The organism is Mycobacterium sp. AT1 (genome assembly GCF_002043095.1).
Classification (GTDB): Bacteria; Actinomycetota; Actinomycetes; order Mycobacteriales; family Mycobacteriaceae; genus Mycobacterium.
Genome location: NZ_MVOC01000057.1, coordinates 1 through 21371, shown reverse-complemented (window position 1 = coordinate 21371; position 21371 = coordinate 1). Strand labels below are relative to the sequence as shown.

21 protein-coding genes are annotated in these 21371 nt (G+C 66.8%); 7 read left to right on the top strand and 14 right to left on the bottom strand.

Translation table 11 applies throughout. From position 1 onward, the window contains the following. Nucleotides 1-2 precede the first annotated feature (2 nt). From B1790_RS24880 to fadD5, 6 genes are all read right to left on the bottom strand, one after another. Nucleotides 3-1601: a virulence factor Mce family protein gene (locus B1790_RS24880; protein WP_079925952.1), complete on the bottom strand. Its 1599-nt coding sequence runs from the start codon at nt 1599-1601 to the stop codon at nt 3-5. Next, a complete protein-coding gene (locus B1790_RS24875; protein WP_079925951.1) occupies nt 1598-2629 on the bottom strand; it encodes an MCE family protein in 1032 nt (343 codons plus the stop codon). The genes B1790_RS24880 and B1790_RS24875 overlap by 4 nt, the downstream gene beginning before the upstream one ends. Next, a complete protein-coding gene (locus B1790_RS24870; protein WP_079925950.1) occupies nt 2626-3855 on the bottom strand; it encodes an MCE family protein in 1230 nt (409 codons plus the stop codon). The genes B1790_RS24875 and B1790_RS24870 overlap by 4 nt, the downstream gene beginning before the upstream one ends. A gap of 3 nt (nt 3856-3858) precedes the next feature. Then, nucleotides 3859-4728, bottom strand: coding sequence for an ABC transporter permease (locus B1790_RS24865; RefSeq protein ID WP_079925949.1), 870 nt, complete (start codon nt 4726-4728; stop codon nt 3859-3861). 1 nt (nt 4729) lies between these two features. Then, complete coding sequence (locus tag B1790_RS24860) at nt 4730-5446, bottom strand: MlaE family ABC transporter permease (protein ID WP_369832424.1); 717 nt, start codon at nt 5444-5446, stop codon at nt 4730-4732. A gap of 287 nt (nt 5447-5733) precedes the next feature. Beyond that, nucleotides 5734-7368: a fatty-acid--CoA ligase FadD5 gene (gene fadD5 / locus B1790_RS24855; protein ID WP_079925947.1), complete on the bottom strand. Its 1635-nt coding sequence runs from the start codon at nt 7366-7368 to the stop codon at nt 5734-5736. Nucleotides 7369-7529: 161 nt separating this feature from the next. Here fadD5 and B1790_RS24850 point away from each other — a divergent pair, with 161 nt between their 5' ends. Next, nucleotides 7530-8198: a GntR family transcriptional regulator gene (locus B1790_RS24850; protein WP_233165304.1), complete on the top strand. Its 669-nt coding sequence runs from the start codon at nt 7530-7532 to the stop codon at nt 8196-8198. A 3-nt stretch (nt 8199-8201) separates the two neighbouring features. Here B1790_RS24850 and B1790_RS24845 read toward each other — a convergent pair whose 3' ends face one another. Next, nucleotides 8202-8639, bottom strand: a complete 438-nt coding sequence (locus B1790_RS24845) for an SRPBCC family protein (RefSeq protein ID WP_079925945.1) — start codon at nt 8637-8639, stop codon at nt 8202-8204. 13 nt (nt 8640-8652) lie between these two features. Beyond that, a complete protein-coding gene (locus tag B1790_RS24840; RefSeq protein WP_079926118.1) occupies nt 8653-9111 on the bottom strand; it encodes a thioesterase family protein in 459 nt (152 codons plus the stop codon). 41 nt (nt 9112-9152) lie between these two features. On the opposite strand from B1790_RS24840, the gene B1790_RS24835 reads away from it, so the two are divergent. Then, entirely contained in the window at nt 9153-10250 is a 1098-nt protein-coding gene (locus B1790_RS24835) for an alcohol dehydrogenase catalytic domain-containing protein (RefSeq protein WP_079925944.1), read from the top strand. Here the strand turns inward: B1790_RS24835 and B1790_RS24830 are convergent. Next, nucleotides 10247-12037, bottom strand: a complete 1791-nt coding sequence (locus B1790_RS24830) for an acyl-CoA dehydrogenase (protein ID WP_079925943.1) — start codon at nt 12035-12037, stop codon at nt 10247-10249. The genes B1790_RS24835 and B1790_RS24830 overlap by 4 nt on opposite strands. 9 nt (nt 12038-12046) lie before the next feature. Continuing rightward, nucleotides 12047-12700 carry a TetR/AcrR family transcriptional regulator gene (locus B1790_RS24825; protein ID WP_079925942.1) on the bottom strand — a complete coding sequence of 218 codons (654 nt, stop codon included), beginning with the start codon at nt 12698-12700 and terminating at the stop codon, nt 12047-12049. A 142-nt stretch (nt 12701-12842) separates the two neighbouring features. On the opposite strand from B1790_RS24825, the gene B1790_RS34420 reads away from it, so the two are divergent. Continuing rightward, complete coding sequence (locus tag B1790_RS34420) at nt 12843-12956, top strand: hypothetical protein (RefSeq protein WP_173008004.1); 114 nt, start codon at nt 12843-12845, stop codon at nt 12954-12956. A 9-nt stretch (nt 12957-12965) separates the two neighbouring features. Here B1790_RS34420 and B1790_RS24820 read toward each other — a convergent pair whose 3' ends face one another. Genes B1790_RS24820 through B1790_RS24810 form a run of 3 tightly spaced genes read right to left on the bottom strand, consistent with a single transcriptional unit; the run spans nt 12966 to nt 15629 of the window. Continuing rightward, nucleotides 12966-13757 carry an ABC transporter ATP-binding protein gene (locus B1790_RS24820; protein ID WP_079925941.1) on the bottom strand — a complete coding sequence of 264 codons (792 nt, stop codon included), beginning with the start codon at nt 13755-13757 and terminating at the stop codon, nt 12966-12968. Next, nucleotides 13741-14769 carry a glycine betaine ABC transporter substrate-binding protein gene (locus B1790_RS24815; protein WP_079925940.1) on the bottom strand — a complete coding sequence of 343 codons (1029 nt, stop codon included), beginning with the start codon at nt 14767-14769 and terminating at the stop codon, nt 13741-13743. The genes B1790_RS24820 and B1790_RS24815 overlap by 17 nt, the downstream gene beginning before the upstream one ends. Further along, nucleotides 14766-15629 (bottom strand): ABC transporter permease, encoded by an 864-nt coding sequence (locus B1790_RS24810; RefSeq protein ID WP_079925939.1) that lies wholly within the window; start codon nt 15627-15629, stop codon nt 14766-14768. Before B1790_RS24810 ends, B1790_RS24815 begins: the two co-directional genes overlap by 4 nt. Before the next feature lie 481 nt (nt 15630-16110). On the opposite strand from B1790_RS24810, the gene B1790_RS24805 reads away from it, so the two are divergent. Beyond that, nucleotides 16111-16890: a SigB/SigF/SigG family RNA polymerase sigma factor gene (locus B1790_RS24805; protein ID WP_255407304.1), complete on the top strand. Its 780-nt coding sequence runs from the start codon at nt 16111-16113 to the stop codon at nt 16888-16890. Between the two features lie 63 nt (nt 16891-16953). Here B1790_RS24805 and B1790_RS24800 read toward each other — a convergent pair whose 3' ends face one another. Then, the gene (locus tag B1790_RS24800) at nt 16954-17259 is read right to left on the bottom strand and encodes a hypothetical protein (RefSeq protein ID WP_198952120.1); all 306 of its coding nucleotides are present in this window, start codon (nt 17257-17259) and stop codon (nt 16954-16956) included. A gap of 107 nt (nt 17260-17366) precedes the next feature. On the opposite strand from B1790_RS24800, the gene B1790_RS24795 reads away from it, so the two are divergent. The 3 genes from B1790_RS24795 to pntB are packed head-to-tail and all read left to right on the top strand — an operon-like array spanning nt 17367 to nt 21370. After that, nucleotides 17367-18371 carry a magnesium transporter CorA family protein gene (locus tag B1790_RS24795; RefSeq protein ID WP_079925937.1) on the top strand — a complete coding sequence of 335 codons (1005 nt, stop codon included), beginning with the start codon at nt 17367-17369 and terminating at the stop codon, nt 18369-18371. A 50-nt stretch (nt 18372-18421) separates the two neighbouring features. Next, nucleotides 18422-19945, top strand: a complete 1524-nt coding sequence (locus B1790_RS24790; RefSeq protein WP_079925936.1) for a Re/Si-specific NAD(P)(+) transhydrogenase subunit alpha — start codon at nt 18422-18424, stop codon at nt 19943-19945. Nucleotides 19946-19948: 3 nt separating this feature from the next. Continuing rightward, complete coding sequence (pntB, locus tag B1790_RS24785) at nt 19949-21370, top strand: Re/Si-specific NAD(P)(+) transhydrogenase subunit beta (protein WP_079925935.1); 1422 nt, start codon at nt 19949-19951, stop codon at nt 21368-21370. The last annotated feature ends 1 nt before the right edge of the window (nt 21371 follow it).

Genomic DNA, 21371 nt, shown 5'->3' with positions numbered 1-21371 from the left:
CCCTAACCTTGGGATCCGGGCGGAAGGAACGGCGGGTTGCCAGGCAGCGGTTCGCCTCCGCTACCCACCTGTGGACCTGGTCCCGGGGGTGGGATCGGACCGACCAGTGCGGGCGGTGGCGGCGAGGTGCCGTCGCCCTGCAGGGATCCGGGGGCGATGTACGGATCGGACGGACCCGGGGTGGCCGGGACGGTCCTGGCCCCGGGCGGACCCGGTGCGAACGGCGGCGCGGGGGTGCCCTGAACCGGCGGGGAGAACTCACCGGGGAACGCCGCGCTCGGCACGCCGGGTGCCGGCGGGGGAGCATCCGGGTTCGGCGGAGCGCCGAGCACGTCGGGCGGCCCGTAGTTGTTGGCGCCGTAGGGGTTCGGACCAAACGGCCCGTTCTCGGCCGACGCGCATGGCAGCGGGTTGCCCGGCGTCGGGTAGTTGCCGGGGGCCGGTGCGTACGAGCAGGGCGAGCCGGCGATGACGGCCGGGCCGGGGTGCTCAGGGGTGCCCTCCAGCGGGGTCGGCGCCGGCGGCGGGGCCCCGTTGGGCTGCCGCTGCCCGTTCGGATCCGGGTACCGGAACGACGGCAGACCCGCGTTGCCCCAGAACTCCTCTGGGCTGATGCCGCGCTTCTTGAAGGCGGCGTCGACCCACGGCTGAAGGATCCAGTACGGGAGCAGGTTGACGAGCATCACCTTGAAGAACGGTCCCGACGCGATGGCCTCGGCCAGCGACGCGGTGAACTTGCTGAGCGAGGTCAGCGTGTCCGCGAGGTCGAACTTCCTGGCCACCAGCACGTCGCTGATGGTCTGCAGCTGGGTGAGCACCTTGTTCAGGTTGGGGTTGTCGTCGATGAAACCCTTGACCTGCGTGGAGAATTCACTGACCCGCTCGAGCAACATGCTGACCGCGTAGGACCGCTCGTTGATGGCGGCGAGCAGGGTCTTCGCGTTGACCAACAGGTCGTTGATTTGGCCGCTGCGGCTGCCGAGCACGCCGGCGATCTTGTTGGCGTTGGCGAGCAGCGTCTTGATGTCCTCGTCGCGCTTGCCGATCGTGTCCGAGAATCGGGACACGCCGTCCAACGCCGCGCTCAGGTGCGGGTATGTCTGGTCGATGGTCTCCGACAGCACGTTCAGCGACTTCTTGACCGACTCGGTGTCCCAGCCCGACGCCGCCTTGGTGACGTCGAAGAACGCGTCGTAGATCTGGTACGGCGTGGTGGTCTGACCAAGCGGCAGAACGCCGTTGGCGCCGAGCGTCGTCGAACCCTTGGGCTGGAGCTCGAGGTTCTTGCGACCGAGGATGGTGTCGGTGCGGATGTTGGCGCGGGAGTCGGTGCCGACCTTCGTGCCGTCAAGGGTGAATCCGATGAGGACCTTGTCGCCCTCGATCTTCATCGACTGCACCTGGCCGACGTCGACTCCGGCGATGCGCACCTTGTCGCCGGGGTTCAGGCCGCCGGTGTCGGTGAACTGCGCGTAGTAGTTCGGTTGCGCGAAGATCATCGGGACGCTGGCGAAGCTCTGCCCAACGCCGATGACGAGCACCAGGATGATGATGCCGACTATCCCGTTGCGGATCCGGTTGTTGCCTTCGATTGACCTCATTGCGGCGTGCACCTACCCGATGGCTGAGACCAGACCTTGACCGTACGGACCGGGCCACCCGGCTGGAGACCGTTCAACTTGAGGGTGACGTCGCACGCGTAGAAGTTGAAGAAGTCGCCGTAGATGCCACCCGCGCGGCCGATGATCTTGAGGGCGGCGGGAATCTTGATCAGCGTGTCGTTCAACTGTTCCTTCTGGTCGACCAGCGGCTGCTGAAGGATTTCGAGGTTCGTCACCGTCTTCTGCAGCAGCGGCCGGTTGTCGCCGAGCAGATCGGCGACCGAGCCTGCCGCGTCGCTGATGTCGGCGACCGACGAGGCGATCGGATCTGCTCGGTTCTTCAGCCCGGTGACCAGGGTCTCGAAGTTCTTGACCGTCTCGTCGAACTGCTGCTGGTGCTTGACCGTGGTGGCGAGCACGGTGTTGAGGTTCTTGACCACCTCGCCGATCGCCTGGTCGCGGTCGGCCAGGGCCGACGTCAGGGACGCAGTCTGGTCGAGGATGTCGTTGATGGTGCCGCCCTGGCCCTGGAAGATCGTGATGATCGACTGGGCGATGTTGTTCACCTTGTCGGGATCGAGCGCCCGGAACAGCGGCCGGAACCCGCCGATGAGCGCGTCGAGGTCGAGTGCGGGCTCGGTCCTGGTGTCCGGGATGGTTCCGCCGGCGGGGAGCTTGGTGTTGTCGTCGCCCCGCTTCAGCTCGAGGTAGCGGTCACCGATGAGGTTCAGGTAGCGGATCGAGGCGGTCGTGCCCTGGAACAGCTGCAAGGACCGGTCGACGTCGAAGTGGACCTCGACTTCGTTGCCGCCGTTGATCAGCTGGACCTCGGAGACCTTGCCGACCTCGACGCCAGAGGCACGGACGAACTGGCCGGAGCGCAGGCCACTGGCGTTCTTGAAGATCGCGGTGTAGCCCGTGGTCCGGTCGAACCGCAGTTGGCCGAACACCACGATGATGAGCGCGGTGAACAGCAGCAGCACCAGGGAGAGTGCGCCGAGCTTGATCGCTGTACCGGTGATTCTCATGGGTTGATCGTGTTCTCCCCGATTTGGCGTCCCCAGACGTACTCAATGGCGATGGGCTGACCGAGTTCGATGTGGTTGTAGGGAGCGATGCTGGCGCCGGTGTCCATCACCAGGTACGGCATGGGCCACAGGTCGCGGGTCACGGGTTGCCAGCAACCGGGCCTACCCTCGGGGCCGCCGTGGGCGTTGACCCTCGGCAGGTTGTCCGGGTACACGTACGGGTTGCCTGGGAACAGGATCTGGGAGTGGGTGTTCAGCGAGTAGCCGTTGCCGCCGAGCGACGAGGCGATCTTCGGCTCGACGTCGTGATAGTTGCGGATCGTGCAGAACAGCATGGGGCTGTACTCGTCGAGCAGGGCGCTGGTGGGCACCAGGTCGGCCGAGCTGCGCACCAGGTAGGGACCCGCCTTCTCGAACACCTCGCCGCCGGTGTTGCCGAACCCGACCGCTGCCATCAGGGTCTGGTCGACGGTGCCCTGCAATTCGTTGAGCGTCTTCGCCGTCGTCACCGCGTTCTTCAACCCGTCGAAGAGGTCGGGGGACGCGTCGGCGTAGATGTCGGCCAGGTCGGCGAGGCGCTGGTTGTCCTGCCGCAACCGCGGCAGCAGCGGGTTGACGTCGGCGAGGATCGCGTTGCCGTTCTCGATCGACTGGCCGAACCGTTCGCCCAATCCGTCGAGGGCTTGGGCGGCCGCCGTCAGCGTCTGGTTGAGCTTGATGGGGTCGACCTTCTGGGTCACCTGGACGACCGTCTCGAACAGCGTGTTGAACTCGGTGGTGACGCCGGAGACCTGGATCGGCTTCGACGGGACCAGTGGTTCCGACGACGGCTTGGCCGGCGACGAGAAGGCGATGTACTTGTTGCCGAACACGGTCGTCGCCTTGATCTGGGCGTCCACGTTCGACGGGATCAGCTTGGTGAACTGCTTGTCGACGTCGAGGTTGACCTCGGCCATCGGCTCGCCGTTTTGGTTGATCGCGGAGACGCCCGACACGCGGCCGATCTCCACCCCGTTGAAGGTGACCTTCGAGCCGGGGTCCATCGACAGCCCAGACCGTGACGAGATCAGGGTCAGCTTCTCGGGCTCACTCCAGCCACCGCGGAACTGCTTCCAGACCAGCGCGACCACGATGGCGACGATGATCAGCAGAACCACGCCTGCCACCTTGTACGGGGGCGTCCGCGGCTCGTTGACCGGAGACTTCGTCTGGCCTGGTGCGGTCATCGGCTACACCGTCAGGTTGAAGTTGGCGTCGGTGCCGTACAGCGCCAACGATGCGAACAGGACGACGAGCACGATCGCGATCAGCGAGGCGCGCATCGAGCGGCCGACGGCTTCGCCGACGCCGACCGGGCCGCCGCTGGCGTAGAAGCCGTAGTAGCAGTGGTTGAGCATCACGATGACGGAGATGATGATCGCCTGGACGAAGGACCAGGCGACGTCGTCGGGCCGCAGGAACGTGCGGAAGTAGTGCTCGTAGGTGCCGGTCGACTGTCCGTAGAACAGCGTCGTCGTGATCTGTGCCGACAGGAACGACATGATGATTGCCATCGCGTACAGCGGGATGATGACGACGAAGCCAGCCATGATGCGCGTCGACACCAGGTACGAGATCGACTTGATGCCCATGACCTCGAGGGCGTCGATCTCCTCGCTGATGCGCATCGCGCCCAGTTCGGCGGTCGCGCCTGCGCCGACCGTGGCGGCCAGCGCCTGACCGGCGACGACCGGGGCGGCGATGCGGACGTTGACAAGGGCGGCGAAGAAGCCGGTGAAGGCCTCGACGCCGATGTTGCCCAGCGAGGCGAAGCCCTGGATGGCGATCAGTGAGCCGCCGGAGAGGGTGACGAAGCCGACGATGGCGACGGTGCCACCGATGACGGCCATGGCGCCGGTGCCCATGCCGATCTCGGCGACCAGCCGCAGCATTTCCTTGCGGTAGAACCGGAAGGCGTGGCCGATGGAGCCGACGGCGGTGACGACGAACCAGGCGATGTGGCCGACGCTGTCGAGGAACCGCGCGGGCGACTTGGCCAGTCGTTCGCCGCCCGCGATGGCGCGGGGGAAGCGCGACCTGAGAACTGCAGAGGTAGACATGTCAGCGCCCCGTTCCGAATCGAACGCCAATCGTGGTCATGATGACGTTGACCGCGAAGAGCGCGATCACGCAGAGCACCAGCGTCTCGTTGACCGCGGTGCCGACGCCCTTGGCGCCGCCGGAGACGGTGAGTCCGCGGTAGCAGCCGACCAGGCCGGCGATCATGCCGAAGATGAGCGCCTTGATTACGGAGATCAGGACCTCGGGGAGCCCGGTCACCAGGGTGAGGGTCGAGACGTAGGCGCCTGCCGAGATGTTCTGGATGTAGACGCCGAAGACGAATCCGCCGACCAGGCCGATGGTGATCACGGCGCCGTTGAGGAGGAAGGCGACGAACGTCGAGGCGATCACGCGCGGGACGACCAGGCGGTGGATCGGGTCGATGCCGAGCACCTCGAGGGCGTCGATCTCCTCGCGGATGGTGCGGGCGCCGATGTCGGCGCAGATCGCGGTGGAACCGGCGCCGGCTACGACGAGCACGGTTACCAGCGGACCCAGCTGGGTAACCGCTCCGAGCGCGGCCCCGGCACCGGAGATGTCGGCGGCACCGAACTCGGCGAGAAGAATGTTGAGGGTGAAGATGATGAGCACCGTCAGCGGGATGGCGACCGCGATGGTGGGCAGGAATGCGACCCTCATGAGGAACCAGCCCTGGAGGATGAACTCGCGCCACTGGAACGGGCTGCGGAAGAGTGCCTTGCCGGTCAGCACGCACATCTTGACGAAGCCGCCGACGGCCTCGAGGCCCGGTCGAACTTGGTCGCGGACGTAGTCGACGAACCCCGGCGTCTGGGCCGTCACCGAAGGACCTGGCCACGGTTGTCGTGGCGCAACGGCAGAAGGTGTCGCACGCCCCCTCCTTGCCCAAGCTTCGTGTCTGTGATCACAGTCTCCCTACTCGTGGGTAGTAAGGCGGACCACAGGAGAGTACCCGATGAATTCGGCGGGGTGCACCGCATCGGCCGGATTGTCATCGAGCCGGCTGGCAAACTCGTCATGGCAGGTCAGCCTTCCGTCGTGTCGGCTGAAACCGTTGAGACAGAAGAACTTTCGTCAGCGTCAATCAGGTCTTCCTTGCCGAAGCGTGCCCTCAGTTCCGTCTTGAGGACCTTACCGGCAGGGTTGCGGGGCAGTGCGTCGACGACCTCGATGGCCCGCGGATGCTTGTACCGCGCGAGCCTGTCGTCGAGGAATTCCTGGACGTTCTCGAGCGTGACTTCCGCCGTCGACGCCAGAATGGCCACCGGAACCTCGCCCCACTTGGGGTGCGGACGACCGATCACCGCCGCCTCACCGATCGACGGGTGCGCGGCCAGAGCGTTCTCCACCTCGGCGCAGTAGATGTTCTCTCCGCCGGAGATGATCATGTCCTTCTTGCGGTCGACCACCCACACGTAGCCCTCGTCGTCCTGGCGAACCAGATCACCGGAGTGGAACCAGCCGCCGGCGAAGGCCTCCGCGGTGGCCTTCGGGTTGTTCCAGTAACCGGCCATCAACGTCGGTGCCCGGTAGACGATCTCGCCCACCTGGCCGACCGGAACGTCGTTCATGTCCTCGTCGACGACGCGTGCCGACACCGTCGGGATGACCTTGCCGACCGAGCCCAACTTCCTGATGGCGTCCTCGCCGAGCAGCATGCAGGTCACCGGCGACATCTCGGTTTGGCCGAACGCGGCCAGGATCTGGGTGCCGGGGAAGGTGTCGGCCATGTCGCGCAGCAGGGTGTCCGATGCCGGGGCGGCGCCCCAGGACAAGACACGCAGTTTCAGCTGACGGGGTCGGGCGCGCTGGGCGGCGCATACCGCCTGCCACTGCGCGGGTACCAGGAAGATGCCGGTGACGAGCTCTGCCTCGAGGACGTCGAGCAGCGCACCGGGGTCGAAGGCGCCGACGGGATAGATCACCGTCGGCCGTCCGAGCAGGAGGCCGGTGATGGTGTTGCCGATGCCGGCGATGTGGAATAGCGGGACGCCGATGAAGCCGACGTCGTTGTTCAGGTCCGCGCCGCTGGTGAACAGGTGCGTCATCGCCTGACCGGAGAGGTTGACGTGGGTGAGCACCGCACCCTTGGGACGCCCGGTGGTGCCCGAGGTGTACATGATCAGGGCGGGTGAGTCGTTGGGGATGTCCACCGGTTCGGGGGCGGCACCCTCTTCGTCCAGTAGGTCGTCGTACCCGAGCACGCCGTCTTCGGTGGACCCGCCAGCCACGACGACGTCGGCAAGCGTCGGGTCGAGGTCTCGGACCGCGGTGGCGACCGACGCCAGCACCGGCTCGGTGACGACGACACGCGCCTCGCAGTCGCCGACCAGGAACGCGATCTCCGGCGGTGTCATGCGAAAGTTCACGGGCACGGCGATGGCGCCGAGGAGATTGATAGCCAGCACCGACTCGACGAATTCGGCACGGTTGAGCATCAGGATCAGGACGCGGTCACCGAAGGCGACGCCGCGGCGGCTCAACGCCCCGGCGAGGGCGGTGACGCGTCGGTCGAGTTCGCCCCACGTCGTGGTCTGTCCGAGGAAACGCAAGGCCGCCGCGTCCGGTTGCATCAGGGCGTGACGCGCAAGCTGGGTGGTCCAGTTCTGCCGACGGGCCAAGTAGGGCTGCTGGACGAGCAGCCGATCCGGCGCTGGCATCTCGGTCAACGTCTGTGCTCCCTGTGTGCGTGCGCAGGTTGCGCGGCGTTGATATTTGATCAAACATGGTGTTGCCCCGGTCACACTATGGCCTCGGTGGCTCGTGGACAAGCCCGGACGACGGGACCGACGGCGGGGGGACCGATGAAGGCACTAGTACCGTGAGCGCACCTACCCGGCCACGCCGCGAACAGCTCTCCGACGAGGTCGCGGGGCACCTCCGGATCCGCATCATGTCCGGCGCGCTACGCCCTGGCGCCTTCATCCGCCTCGACGAGACGGCCGCCGAGCTCGGGGTGAGCATCACCCCCGTCCGCGAAGCCCTGCGGACGTTGCGCGGCGAGGGCATGGTCCAGCTCGAACCACATCGCGGGCACATGGTCTCGCCGTTCACCCGTGACGACATCGAGGACATCTTCTGGTTGCAGGCCGTGATTGCCGGTCAGCTCGCCAGGTCGGCCGCCGAACGCATCACCGACGAGGAGATCGACGAGCTCGAGCGGCTCGCCGACGTCGTGGCCGATGCCATCGGCCGACAGGACACCGCGGAGGTGGTGGACGCGGAGTTCGCCTTCCATCGGACGTTCAACCGGGCGTCGGGGCGGATCAAGCTGGCGTGGTTCATGCTGCACGTCGCCAAGTACCTGCCACCTCACATCTACGCCAACGATCCGCAGTGGGGCCGTCACTCGGTTGCGAACCGTCGCGAGCTCGTCGCCGCGCTGCGCCGCCACGACGTCGACACCGTCGTGCGTGTGACGGACGCGCAGTTCACCGACGGAGCGCGGCGACTGACCGCGCGGCTGGACGAACTGGGACTCTGGACGTAGTCGCTAGGAGGACAGCGTCTCGGCGCGCTTCTTGAGGTTGTCGGCCAGGTGGTCGAGTGCGTCGTTGACCATCTTCTTCACCATCGGCTTGGGCACGGGCATCGTCGTCTCGACGTCGAGGTCGACGGTCAGCAGCGTGGTCGGACCCATCGCGACGACGGAGAACAGCTGCTCCTGCTTGGAGAAGAGGTCACCCTGTTGCATGACGGTCTGGATCTGACTGTCGCCCGGGTAGTAGACGGCTTGGATATAGGAGATGTCGAAACCGTTGACGGAGGCGTCGAGCCGCAATTGGCTGGGCCGGCCGTCGTCGTACCGGGCCAGCACCCAGACGCCCTTTACTTCTTCATTCCACTGGGGGTAGGACTCGAAGTCCACGACGATCGCGAGGATCGATTCTGCGGAGGCCTCGACCTCGACGGTCTTGCTCACGAGTGGCATCGGGCGAGCATATTCAGGTGGTGACAGCGGTTTCCAGCTGGGTGCGGAGCGCCTCGGGGATCGGGACTGGTCGACGACCGGCCCGGTCGACGTACACGTGCACCCAATGCCCAACGGCGGCAACCGGTTTCACGTCGTCGGCCGTCTCCGGCTGGGCGAACACCGCGAGGCGGTAGGTGACGCTGCTGGTACCGAGCCGGGTGACGGCCAACCCGACGACAAGGGGGTCGGGGAACTGAAGTTCGGCAAAGTAGCGGCACCCTGATTCGGCGACGACACCAAGCGCCGGCGCCGTCAGCGGGTCGTGACCAGTGCTCGTGCCCAGCCACGCGTTGATCGCGGTGTCGAACAACGCGTAGTACACCGCGTTGTTGAGGTGGCCGAACATGTCGTTGTCGGTCCACCTGGTCAACACCGGCCAGTGCACGGGAAAGTCGCGTGAGGTCAGGTCTCGCTCGTCTCGCTGGTCGATGCTCACCCCACGAGTGTCTCAGTGAGGGCAAGCTGGTCGGTGTGAAGATCCGTGGAGCCGTGCTCGACCGCATCGGAGCGCCTCAGCGCTACGCCGAGTCCAAGCCGTTGACCATTACCGACCTCGAACTCGCCCCGCCCGGTGACACCGAGCTGCTGGTCCGCATCGAAGCCGCCGGGCTGTGCCACTCCGACCTTTCCGTGGTCAACGGCTCCCGCGTGCGCCCGGTGCCGATGCTGCTTGGCCACGAGGCTGCGGGCGTCGTCGAGCAGGTGGGCGCGAGCGTTGGCGACCTCGCCGTCGGACAACGCGTCGTGATGACGTTCCTGCCGCGGTGCGGCGAGTGCCCCGCCTGCGACACCGACGGACTCGCGCCGTGCATCCCCGGCAGCGCCGCGAACGGCGCGGGAGTGCTGCTGGCCGGTGGCACGCGACTGTCCGCCGACGAGGGACCGGTGCTGCACCACCTTGGCGTCTCCGCCTTCGCGACCCACGCCGTCGTCGACCGGCGGTCCGTCGTGCCGGTGGACCACGACGTTCCACCGGTGGTGGCGTCCCTTTTGGGCTGCGCGGTGCTCACCGGCGGCGGCGCGGTTCTCAACGCGGGTCAGCCGCGGCCGGGTGACACGGTCGCGATCGTCGGCATGGGCGGTGTCGGCATGGCGGCGCTGCTGACCGCCCTCGCGCACGACGACGTCGAGGTGATCGCCGTCGACCAGCTGCCGGAGAAGCTGGCGCGGGCCACTGCCCTCGGCGCCCACACCGCCGTCACGCCGGAGGAGGCACGGGATCTGAAGGCGCGCATCGTGATCGAGGCGGCTGGGCATCCCGCCGCACTGGAGACGGCGATCGCCCTGACCGCCCCCGGTGGGCGCACCGTGACGGTCGGGCTTCCCCACCCGGACGCTCGAATCAGCGTCGCGCCACTGGGTTTCGTCGCCGAGGGCCGGTCCCTGATCGGCAGCTACCTGGGTTCGGCGGTGCCCGCGCGGGACATCCCCCGTTTCGTCGCGCTATGGCGGGAGGGCCGGCTTCCCGTCGAGTCGCTGGTGTCGTCGACCATCGAACTCGACCGGATCAACGAAGGGATGGACGAACTGGCCGACGGGCTCGCGGTGCGCCAGATCGTCGAGTTCTAGAACCAGCCGTCGCGCATCTCGAGCGTCGTGCGGTCCAGGCTTTCCAGCAGGTCGAGCTGCGGCGCCGTCCGCGGCAGCTCGTAACGGAAGAAGTATCTGGCCGCCTGGCGCTTGCCGTCATAGAAGTCCCCCGACCGACCGTCGGCGACGACGAACTGCCCCAGCCACATCCACGCCATCACGACGTGCCCGAACGCCTCGAGGTAGATCGCGCTGTTGGCCAGCGTCGCCTCGGCGTCGTCGACTGCGTACATCGCGGCCGTCACCTCGACGACCCGCTGCCACGACGCGTTCAGCGATGCGGCAAGCTCAGCGGCTTCCCCGCCCGCGGCGGCGGCCTGCTCGACGGTCGCCGTCACGGCCTTGCCGAGCTCGGCAAGGCTGGCTCCCCCGCGCTGGGTCACCTTGCGGCCCAACAGGTCCAAGCTCTGGATGCCGTGGGTGCCCTCGTGGATGGGGTTCAGCCGGTTGTCCCGGTAGTGCTGCTCGACGTCGTACTCGCGGGTGTAGCCGTAGCCACCGTGTACCTGAATGGCCAGGCTGTTCGCTTCCAGACACCACTGCGACGGCCAGCTCTTCGCGACCGGGACCAGGACGTCGAGCAGATCCGTCACCTGCTGGTCCTCCTCGGCGGACTCCGCGGTGCGCTGCAGGTCGACCAGCTTGGTGCAATACAGCCCAAGCGCCAGCCCGCCCTCGACATAGGCCTTCTGCGCCAACAACATTCGCTTGACGTCCGCATGCTCGACGATCGGCACCTGCGGCGTCGTGGGGTCCTTGACCACCCGGCCCTGCGTCCGTTCGCGGGCGTACTCGACGGACTTGAGGTAGCCGGTGTAGCCCAGCGACACCGCGCCCATCCCGACGGCGAGGCGGGCCTCGTTCATCATGTGGAACATGTACGTCAGCCCGCGGTGCGGCTCGCCGACGAGGTAGCCCACGGCACCGGCGTCACCGTCGGGAGTATGAACGCCCTCGCCGAAGTTCAGCACCGTGTTGCTGAGACCGCGTTGGCCCATCTTGTGATTCAGCCCGGCCACGGTGACGTCGTTGCGCTCCCCGACCGAACCGTCCGCGCCGACGAGGTACTTCGGCACGATGAACAGCGAGATACCCTTGGTGCCAGCCGGTCCGCCGGGGATCTTCGCGAGCACCAGGTTGACGATGTTGTCGTTGAGTTCGTGCTCGGCCCCCGATATCCACATCTTCGAACCGAACAGCCGATAGGTGCCGTCGGCCCGAGGCTCCGCGCGGGTCGAGATGTCGGCCAGCGACGAACCGGCCTGTGTCTCCGACAGTGCCATCGTGCCCGTGAACCGGCCGGCGAGCATGGGCTTGACGAACGTCTCGATCTGCTCGGCGTCGCCGAACTTCGCGATGAGGTTGGCATTGGCAACCGTCAGCATCAGGTAGCCGGAGGTGCTGACGTTGGCCGCCGAGACGTACGCGAACCCGGCTTGGGCCACACACACGGGAAGCTGTGCACCGCCAACGGATTCGTCCATGCTGGCCCCGACCAGGTCGGCCTGGGCGAAGGCGGCGATGGCGTCCTTGACCTCGCCGATGACGGTGACGTGCTGGCCGTCGAATGTCGGCTCGTTCGCGTCGCTCTTCTTGTTGTGCGTGGCGAAGTACTTCTCGGCCAACTCCTCGCTGAGGTCCAGGACGCCGTCGAACGTGTCGCGGGAATGCTCGGCGAAGCGGTGCCGCTTGGTCAGCTCGTCGACGCGCAGCCACTCGTAGAGCAGGAACTCGAGATCGCGACGGGACAGCAGGGTGGACTGCATAGGTCTCCCCTATGCCGAGCCGGGCACGTCGATGCCGAGGGGCGCCTCGGCTCGGGTCGCTTCGTCACGGATCAGTCCACGAAGCAGGGCCGTACTGAACTCGACGGCGATCTCCTGCGCGGTGCGGCGCCCCTGCGGCCGCAGCCACCGGTAGGACCCGAGCGTCATGCCGATGTAGCCGAGCGCCAGCACGTGGGAGTCGCAATCGTAGAACTCGCCGCTGGCGATGCCGCGGTCGATGACGTCGCGGACGTGTTCGTAGACCGACGACTCGGCCTTGCGGATGTAGGCCACCTGCTCCTCGGTGAACCACTCGGTGATGTACGGCGCCTCTTGGAAGTACACGGCGCCACGCTCGATGTCGCTGGCGATGCCGACCAGCAACCGCCGGGTGAAGTGGTAGATCATCTCGCGCGCCGAGGCCGACGGGTCGTCGTGCAACGCGCCGACGGTGAAGTCGGCGGCGCTCTTGCAGATGTCGAACAAAATCAGCGACTTGCTGGCGTAATAGTGGTACACGGTGGCCTTGTTGAGACCCACCGCGTCGGCGACGTCGTCCATCCGGGTGCCGTGGTAACCGCGCGCCGCGAACAGCTTGGTGGCGACGGCAAGCAGTTCCTCGCGACGAGTCAGGCCGTTGGGCGAGGATTCGGTGGTGGACATGGCGACTCACTCTACGTAGGCCGGGGCTCCACCCGGGGTACCAATCAACTGGTTGGCCAGTCTAGAGAATCACCCGTATCCACTGTTCGGCGCGGCTCGATACGGGCTAGACTTTGCTCAAAGTCGGCCCGCTATGGAGGTAATGATGGATCCGAATCCTGACTACGACATCAGCGACGAAGCCGAGTACTTCTTCAACTTCATCCCGTGGGGCCTGCGCGGCGTGTACCCGCCCCCCGCGTACCCCCCGGTCTAACCGAGCTGGTTAGGCGGCTGCCGCCTTCACGGCTCGGCCGACTTCGGCGCGCAGCCGCGTGTACTCCGGCGAGCGCCTCAGCTCGTCGGGATCGACTCCCGTGCGCGGCAGGTCGACGGAAAGGTCGAGGGCGACCTGACCTGGCCTCCTGGTAAGGACGACGATCCGAGAACCCAAGAAGGCCGCCTCGTCGGCACTGTGGGTGACGAACACCGTCGTTCGACCGGTCTCCGCGCTCACCTGGCGGACGTCCTCCTGAAGCCGTTCCCTGGTGAGCGCGTCGAGCGCCGCGAACGGCTCGTCGAGCAGGAAGAGCGGCGTCTCGGCCGCCAGTGCCCTCGCGATCGCCACACGCTGTTGCTGGCCGCCGCTGATCTCCCAGATCTTGCGATTCCCAGTGCCCTCCAGACCAACCCGCTGCAGGAGTTGGTCGCGCCGCTCGGCCCGCCGCTCCCGCGGCACCTTGGCGTACTTCAGGGCGAGGTCGACGTTGCCGGCGACCGTCCGCCACGGGAACAGCCGCGGCTGTTGAAACACCACACCCGCAGTCACTCCGGGTGTCGGCACCTCGCCAGAGACCTGCACCCGGCCGGCGGTCGGCTCCTCGAAGCCGGCGATGAGCCGCAGCAGCGTGCTCTTGCCGCACCCCGACGCTCCGACCAACACCAGGAACGCCCCGGGTTCGACGTCGAGGTCCACCGGACCGAGGGCGGTCACGTCGCCGTAGCGATGTGCGAGATTCTCGATCCGCACACCACCGCGAACGTCACTGATCGAGGGCTGCTCACTGACTGAGGGCACCGGGCAGTCCCTTGGTGTAGATCGCGTCCTGGAACGTCTTCAGCGGCGCCGCGGCCGGGATCTGCTTCTGCTCGGCCAGGAACTGTGACGCGCTCTCGAGGTTCGCCGCGATGTTGCCCGGCTTTCCCTCGGACCCGAGCCACTCCGCGGAGGACACCTGGTCGGGCGTCAAGTAGACGCCTTGCTTCAGTTGTCCCTCAACGGCTTTCGGATCCAGTCCGATCTCTGCGGCGATGGCCTTGGCCGCAGCGGTCGGGTCGTCCTTGATGGTCGTGAGCGCCCGCGCTTCCTGCTTGCGCCATACGTCGACGACCTCGGGATGCGCGTCGGCGAACTCGTCGGCCACCGCGGAGAGGTCGAGCGTCGGCTTGCCGTCCTTGGCCAGTTGACGGCTGGTGATCAAATCCTTGCCGGTCTTGCGCAGATCGTCGAGGGTCGGCAGCCAGGTGTAGGCCGCGTCGACGTCCCCGCGGTCCCAGGCCGCGAGGATCGCCTGCGGCTGGAGGTCGACGAGCTGAACGTCGTTGGCGGACAGGTTGTTCTGCGCCAGCGCTGCGAGCAGGCTGTAGTGCGCGGTGGACGCGAACGGCGTGCCGACGCGCTTGCCCTTGAGATCGGGAAAAGTGTTGACGCCACTGCCGTCGCGAGCCACCAGCGCCTCGTTGTCGCCTGCGACGTCGAGCACGAAGGCGATCTTGTAGGGGATGTTCAGCGGCGCGGACAGACCACGGGCGACGGGGCTCGACCCCAGTGCGCCGAAGTCGAGTTCCTTGGCGATGAACGCGGTGTTCACGTCGGCGCCCGAGTCGAACTTCGTCCACTTGATGTTGTAGTCGGGCAGTGCCTGTTCGAGCCACTTGTTGTTCTTGACGATCAGGTCGCCGCTCGGAAAGGATTGGTAGCCAATGCGAATGGTCGGCTTGCTGGCGTCCTGCCCGGAGTGGTCCACCGAGCAGCCGGCGAGCGCCAGCGTGGTGACCACCGCCGCAGTGACGAGTGCTTTGAGCGTCATATCTTTCCTCTCCAGGGGACGGCACGCCGCTCTACGGCGCGAAGTAGACCGTCGATGATCAGGCCCGAGAATCCGATCGCGAAGATGCCGACAAGAACCACGGGGGTGTTGTTGTAGTTGCTCGCGTCCTTGACCAGGCCGCCGATGCCTGGGATGCCGTTGAACAGCTCGGCGGCGACCACCGACGAGTAGGCCATGCCGACGGCAAGCCGAATGCCGGTGAACGTCTCCGGCAGCGCCGACGGCACGACGACGTCACGCACGACCTGCAGCCGGGTGGCACCGAGCGCTCGCGCCGCCTCGGTCAACCCGACGGGCGCGGCGACGACCGCGGCGGTGGTGGCGACGGCGGCGGGCGGAAGGGCGGCGAGGGCGAGCAGCGCGATCTTCGGCGCCTCGTCGATGCCGAGCCAGATGACCAGCAGGAAGAAGTAGGCCAGCGGGGGTAGCGCCCGCAGGAAGGTCAGCCATGGCTCCAGGACGCTGCGCACCCAGCCGACGGACCCCATGACCAGGCCAAGTGCGACGCCGAGTCCGACGCCGATCACGACGCCGACGAACACCCGCCGCAGCGTCATGTACAGGTGCTCCCACAGCAGGTAGCCGGCGTAGCCGCGGGTGCCGTCGTGGGTGGTCGAGACGTCGACGAAAGCCTTCCAGACCGTGCTCGGGTAGGGCACGAAGGTCTGGTTCCACAGCCCGGCGGTCGCGACGAGCTGCCACCCGATGCCAAAGACGACGACCGACAGCAGGGGCAAGGCGGCCCTGGTCAGCCTGCCGCGCCATTTGTTGGCCGGCGTGCGCGCCGGTGGCGAGTCGACGTGCGACTCGTCGGGGGTGATCTCTACGAAGACAGACACGATTTCTGCGACTTTCTGCGAGGCTGGGCTGGACGGAACGCGTTCAGCGACAGCAGGTGTCAACAGAAGGTGTCGCAGTCATCCGCCGTGTCTACCTGTTCGCACTCAGCGGGTACACAGCTGCGCTCGTGGAGAGTTTTAGTCACCGGCCTACCCGTTGGTAGCCAAAGGGCGTAGGGTGGAACATGTCCAGTAAGGACATCCCCGTTTAGTGCAAAGCGGGCACGAAGCCCCGCGGCACTGCTGAGAAGCGGCCTAACTCGTAGAGACTCCTGCGAGAGGATGCACTCAAACCTTCCCCGCGTGGCTACGGCAAATTGCCGGTTCCGTCCTCGACGGATCGGGCTCGACGCGGCACTGAGACGTTTTCCTCTTTGTGCCTGCGCTGCGCTCACGGACGCCTGTTAGGGGGTCCAACAATGGGAAACCATTGCTGCACAACGGAATTTACTGCCGGTGACGTCATCGAGGTGATGTTCGCGTGACCGTACAACTCGAACGCCCAGCCGCGAACGTCCACGAGGTCGACGAGTACGCCGACGTCATGGAGATGTTCCACACCTTGGGCGGCGCAGTCGACGTCGACCGTCGCCGCGAAGCCATCTTCAAGCGTTGCCTCCCCCTGGCTGACCGCATTGCGCGGCACTACGGGGGGCGCGGCGAGGACATCGAAGACCTGACTCAGGTCGCCAGGTTGGGCCTGGTCAAGGCCGTCAACCGGTTCGATCCGACGAAGGGCTCGCATTTCGTGGCCTTCGCCGTGCCGACGATGATGGGCGAGGTGCGCAGGCACTTCCGCGATCACGGTTGGTCGATGCACGTCCCGCGTCGCCTCAAGGACCGCCACGGTCACATCACCAGGGCGACAATGGAATTGACGCAAACCCTGGGCCGGGCACCCACTGCCGGACAGTTGGCCGAGCTGCTCGACATGACCCGCGAGGACATCGTCGACAGCATGTTGGCCGCCGAGGCGTACCGCGTGCACTCCATCGACGCGCCCGTCTCGAGTGGCGATTCGGCACCGCGGATGGTGTCGGACACGGTCGGCGAAATCGACTTCGAATTCGACCGCATCACCGACAAGGAGACCGTCCGACCGCTGTTGGCAGCCTTGCCCGAGCGGGAGCGCACCGTGCTCTACCTGCGCTTCTTCGAGTCCATGACTCAGAGTCAGATCGCCGAACGCATCGGGGTGTCCCAAATGCACGTGTCCAGAATTCTGGAGAAGACCCTTCGGGAGCTGCGCAACCAGTTGTAGATCCCGCTTCGATGAGGCCCCTTCCTGGTATCCGGGGAGGGGCCTCGCCCGTGCGTCCCCGAGCTAGTGCCGAATGCCGTTGAGCCGCAACATGACCCTGCCGCCCACGGCAGTCAACCATGCCATCGCTTGCCGCCTGCGCAGCTCGAACGGGGTTGGTTGGACGGGCGGCGGGATCACCACCAACGCGTCGGCCGACGCCGTGAAGTCGGGCGCCACCGGGGTGTGCACCTCGCAGTAGGCCTCACCGCACTTGCCGCAGTTGACCTCGTAGCGCAACGAATTGGGACCGGACTCGACGAATGTGTAGTCGGCGACCGCCACACATCGCGGACACCGTGCGAGTCCACGTTCGACCACCACGCTCATGACAGCCATCGTGGGGCCATGTCGCCGGGATTGCACCAGGCCCGTGGATCTCGATGCGGGATCGGTGCCCAACCGAGATACCCAGCCTGCTACGGGATGATGGCGCCATGACTGAGGTGCGCGGACGGATGTGGGTGCGGGGCGAACCTGCGGACGGCTTCACCTTCTCGGCCATCTCGGACTGCCTCACCTCGGAGGACACCCTGGTCTGGGCCGACATCTACGACCCCGACCACGACACGCTCATGGCCTTGGCAGAGGAGCTGAAGCTGAACATGTGGGCGGTCGAGGACGCGACGGCCCCGAACGAGCGCACCAAGGCCACCGTCTATCGCACACACACGTTCTTCACGGTGTACGCGATCCAGATGCTGACGGCCGTCGACGACTCGACCTCGACGCTGGTCAAGCACCGCATCTCGGCGTTCGTGCTGCCCCGGGGGCTCATCACGGTGCGCCTGCCTCCGGTCGCGGGCGACGACCCGGGCTTCGCCATGGACGAGGTGTCCCAGCGGTTCGACGAGCTCGGCGGCCAGCAGTACGGCGTCGGGGCGCTGGTGCACGGCCTGCTCGACGTCGTGGTGGACGGGCACTTCGACGCGGTGCAGGACCTGGACGACGGCATCGAGTCTCTGGAAGACGAACTGTTCGACGAGGACGGACCCAAGCGGGGGTTGCAACGGCGCACCTTCCGTTATCGCAAGGACCTGGTCGAGCTGCGTCGGGTGGTGTTGCCCATGCGCGAGGTCGTCAGCGCCATCAAGAGTCGACGGCTGGACTCGAAGACCTCTCCCGAGCTCAACCCGCTGTACGACGACCTGTACGACCACGTGCTGCGGGCGTCGGAGTGGACCGAGTCGCTTCGTGACATGGTCACGACGGTGTTCGAGACGAACCTCTCGCTGCAAGACGCCCGGCTGAACACCGTGATGAAGAAGCTCACCGGCTGGGCGGCGATCATCGCCGTTCCGACGGCGATCACCGGCTTCTACGGGCAAAACGTCGAGTATCCGGGCCTGAACACCGTCGCGGGTTTCGTCGTCAGCTCCGCGCTGATCGTGCTGCTGGTGGCCGTGCTGTACGTGATGTTCCGCAGGCGCGACTGGCTCTAGCGCGCAGAGGTGTGCGCACATGCTGGTTGAGCAAATGCGAGACTCTTCGGATGCAGATCGGGATTCCGCGCGAGTCTCACGCGGGTGAGACGCGTGTCGCCGCCACACCGCAGACCGTAGGAGCGCTCCTCAAACTGGGCTACTCCGTCGTCGTCGAGTCCGGCGCGGGGGACGCCTCCAGCTTCTCCGACGCCGCCTACGTCGAGGCGGGCGCCGATGTCGGCGACCCCTGGGCCGCCCAGGTAGTGCTGAAGGTCAACGCACCCGACGACGCCGAGATCGCCGCGCTGGCCGACCACGCCACACTGGTCAGCCTTATCTCACCGGCGCTCAATCCCGAGCTTGTCGAGAAGCTCTCGGCCCGCCCGATCACGGTGCTCGCCATGGACGCGGTCCCCCGCATCTCCCGGGCCCAGTCACTGGACGTGCTGTCGTCGATGGCCAACATCGCCGGGTACCGGGCCGTCGTCGAGTCCGCGCACGCCTTCGGCCGGTTCTTCACCGGTCAGGTGACCGCGGCGGGCAAGGTGCCGCCTGCCAAGGTGCTCGTCGTCGGCGCGGGCGTGGCCGGGCTGGCCGCGATCGGCGCCGCAGGCAGCATGGGCGCCATCGTGCGGGCCACCGACCCGCGGCCCGAGGTCGCCGACCAGGTCAAGTCCCTCGGCGGGGAGTACCTCTACGTGGACAAGGAGGCCGCCGAGGTCTCGGCCACGGGCTACGCCAAGGAGATGGGCGACGACTACAAGGCCCGCGAGGCGGCGCTGTACGCCGAACAGGCCGGCGACGTCGACATCATCATCACCACCGCACTGATCCCCGGCCGCCCCGCGCCGCGCATCATCACCGCCGAGATGGTCGCCTCGATGAAGTCCGGCAGCGTGATCGTCGACATGGCCGCGGCCAACGGCGGCAACGTCGAGGGCACCGTCAAGGATCAGGCCATCGTCACCGACAACGGCGTGACGATCATCGGCTACACCGATCTCGCGGGGCGCCTTCCGGCCACGGCGTCCCAGCTGTACGGCACCAACCTGGTCAACCTCCTCAAGCTGCTCACCCCCGAGAAGGACGGGCAGCTCACCCTCAACTTCGAGGATGTCGTCCAGCGGTCCGTGACCGTCGTGCGCGACGGCGAGACCACCTGGCCACCACCGCCCGTACAGGTGTCGGCCGCACCGGCGGCCGCCGCCGCCGCGCCCGTCGTCGCGAAGCCGGTCAAGGAGCCGATGACGGCGAGCCGCCGCCTTGGCATCACGTTCACCGCCGCCGCGGTGCTGTTCGTGCTGATCGCGCTGTCCCCCGCCGCGCTGCAGGTGCACCTGACGGTCTTCGCGCTGGCCATCGTGATCGGCTACTACGTCATCGGGCACGTCCACCACGCCCTTCACACGCCGCTGATGTCGGTGACCAACGCGATCTCCGGGATCATCGTCGTCGGCGCGCTGCTACAGATCGGCCACGGCGACGTCATCGTCACGTCGCTGGCGACGGTCGCGATCCTGCTGGCAAGCATCAATGTCTTCGGTGGCTTCGCGGTGACGCGTCGCATGCTGGCCATGTTCTCGAGGAGCTGACCCATGTTCACCCTGGAAACGGCCGCCACCGCGGCCTACGTCGTCGCGGCCCTGCTCTTCATCATGGCCCTGGCCGGATTGTCCAAGCACGAAACGTCGCGGTCGGGCAACAGCTTCGGCATGGCCGGCATGGCGGTCGCGCTGATCGCCACCATCGCCCTGGCCATCAGCCGCCACATCGAGCCGCTGGGCATCGCCCTGCTGGTCGGCGCGATGGCGATCGGTGCCGCGATCGGCCTGTGGCGCGCCCGCGTGGTCGAGATGACCGGCATGCCCGAGCTGATCGCGCTACTGCACAGCTTCGTCGGCCTGGCCGCGGTGTTGGTCGGCTGGAACGGCTACCTGCACGTCGAAGGCGACCTCTCCGGCGCCGAAGCCGCCGTGCTGGACGGCCAGAACCTGCTCGGCATCCACTCCGCCGAGGTCTTCATCGGCGTGTTCATCGGCGCGGTGACGTTCACCGGGTCGATCGTCGCCAACCTCAAACTCTCGGCGCGCATCAAGTCGACGCCGTTGATGCTGCCGGGCAAGAACTTCCTGAACGTCGGCGCGCTGGTGGTGTTCTTCGCCCTCACGGTGTGGTTCGTCATCACCCCGCAGCTGTGGCTGCTCATCGTCGTCACCGCCCTCGCGCTGCTGCTCGGTTGGCACCTGGTGGCCTCCATCGGCGGCGGCGACATGCCCGTCGTGGTGTCGATGCTCAACAGCTACTCGGGCTGGGCGGCCGCGGCGTCGGGCTTCCTGCTGTCCAACGACCTGCTGATCGTGACCGGCGCGCTCGTCGGTTCCTCAGGTGCCTACCTGTCCTACATCATGTGCAAGGCGATGAACCGGTCCTTCATCTCCGTCATCGCCGGCGGCTTCGGCATCGAGGCCGGCCCCGCAGAAGACAAGGACTACGGCGAGCACCGCGAGATCACCGCCGACGGCGCCGCCGAACTGTTGAGTTCGGCGAGCTCGGTCATCATCACCCCCGGCTACGGCATGGCGGTCGCGCAAGCCCAGTACGGCGTCGCCGACCTGACCCGCAAGCTGCGCGAGCGCGGCGTCACCGTCCGGTTCGGCATCCACCCCGTCGCGGGCCGCCTTCCCGGCCACATGAACGTGCTCCTCGCCGAGGCCAAGGTGCCCTACGACATCGTGCTGGAGATGGACGAGATCAACGACGACTTCGACGACACCTCCGTGGTGCTCGTCATCGGCGCCAACGACACCGTCAACCCGGCTGCAGCCGACGATCCCAGCAGCCCGATCGCCGGCATGCCGGTGCTCACGGTGTGGAACGCCGACAACGTCATCGTGTTCAAGCGCTCCATGGCCTCGGGCTACGCCGGGGTGCAGAACCCGCTGTTCTTCCGCGAGAACACCCAGATGCTGTTCGGTGACGCAAAGGACCGCGTGGACGCGATCAACGCCGCGCTGTAGC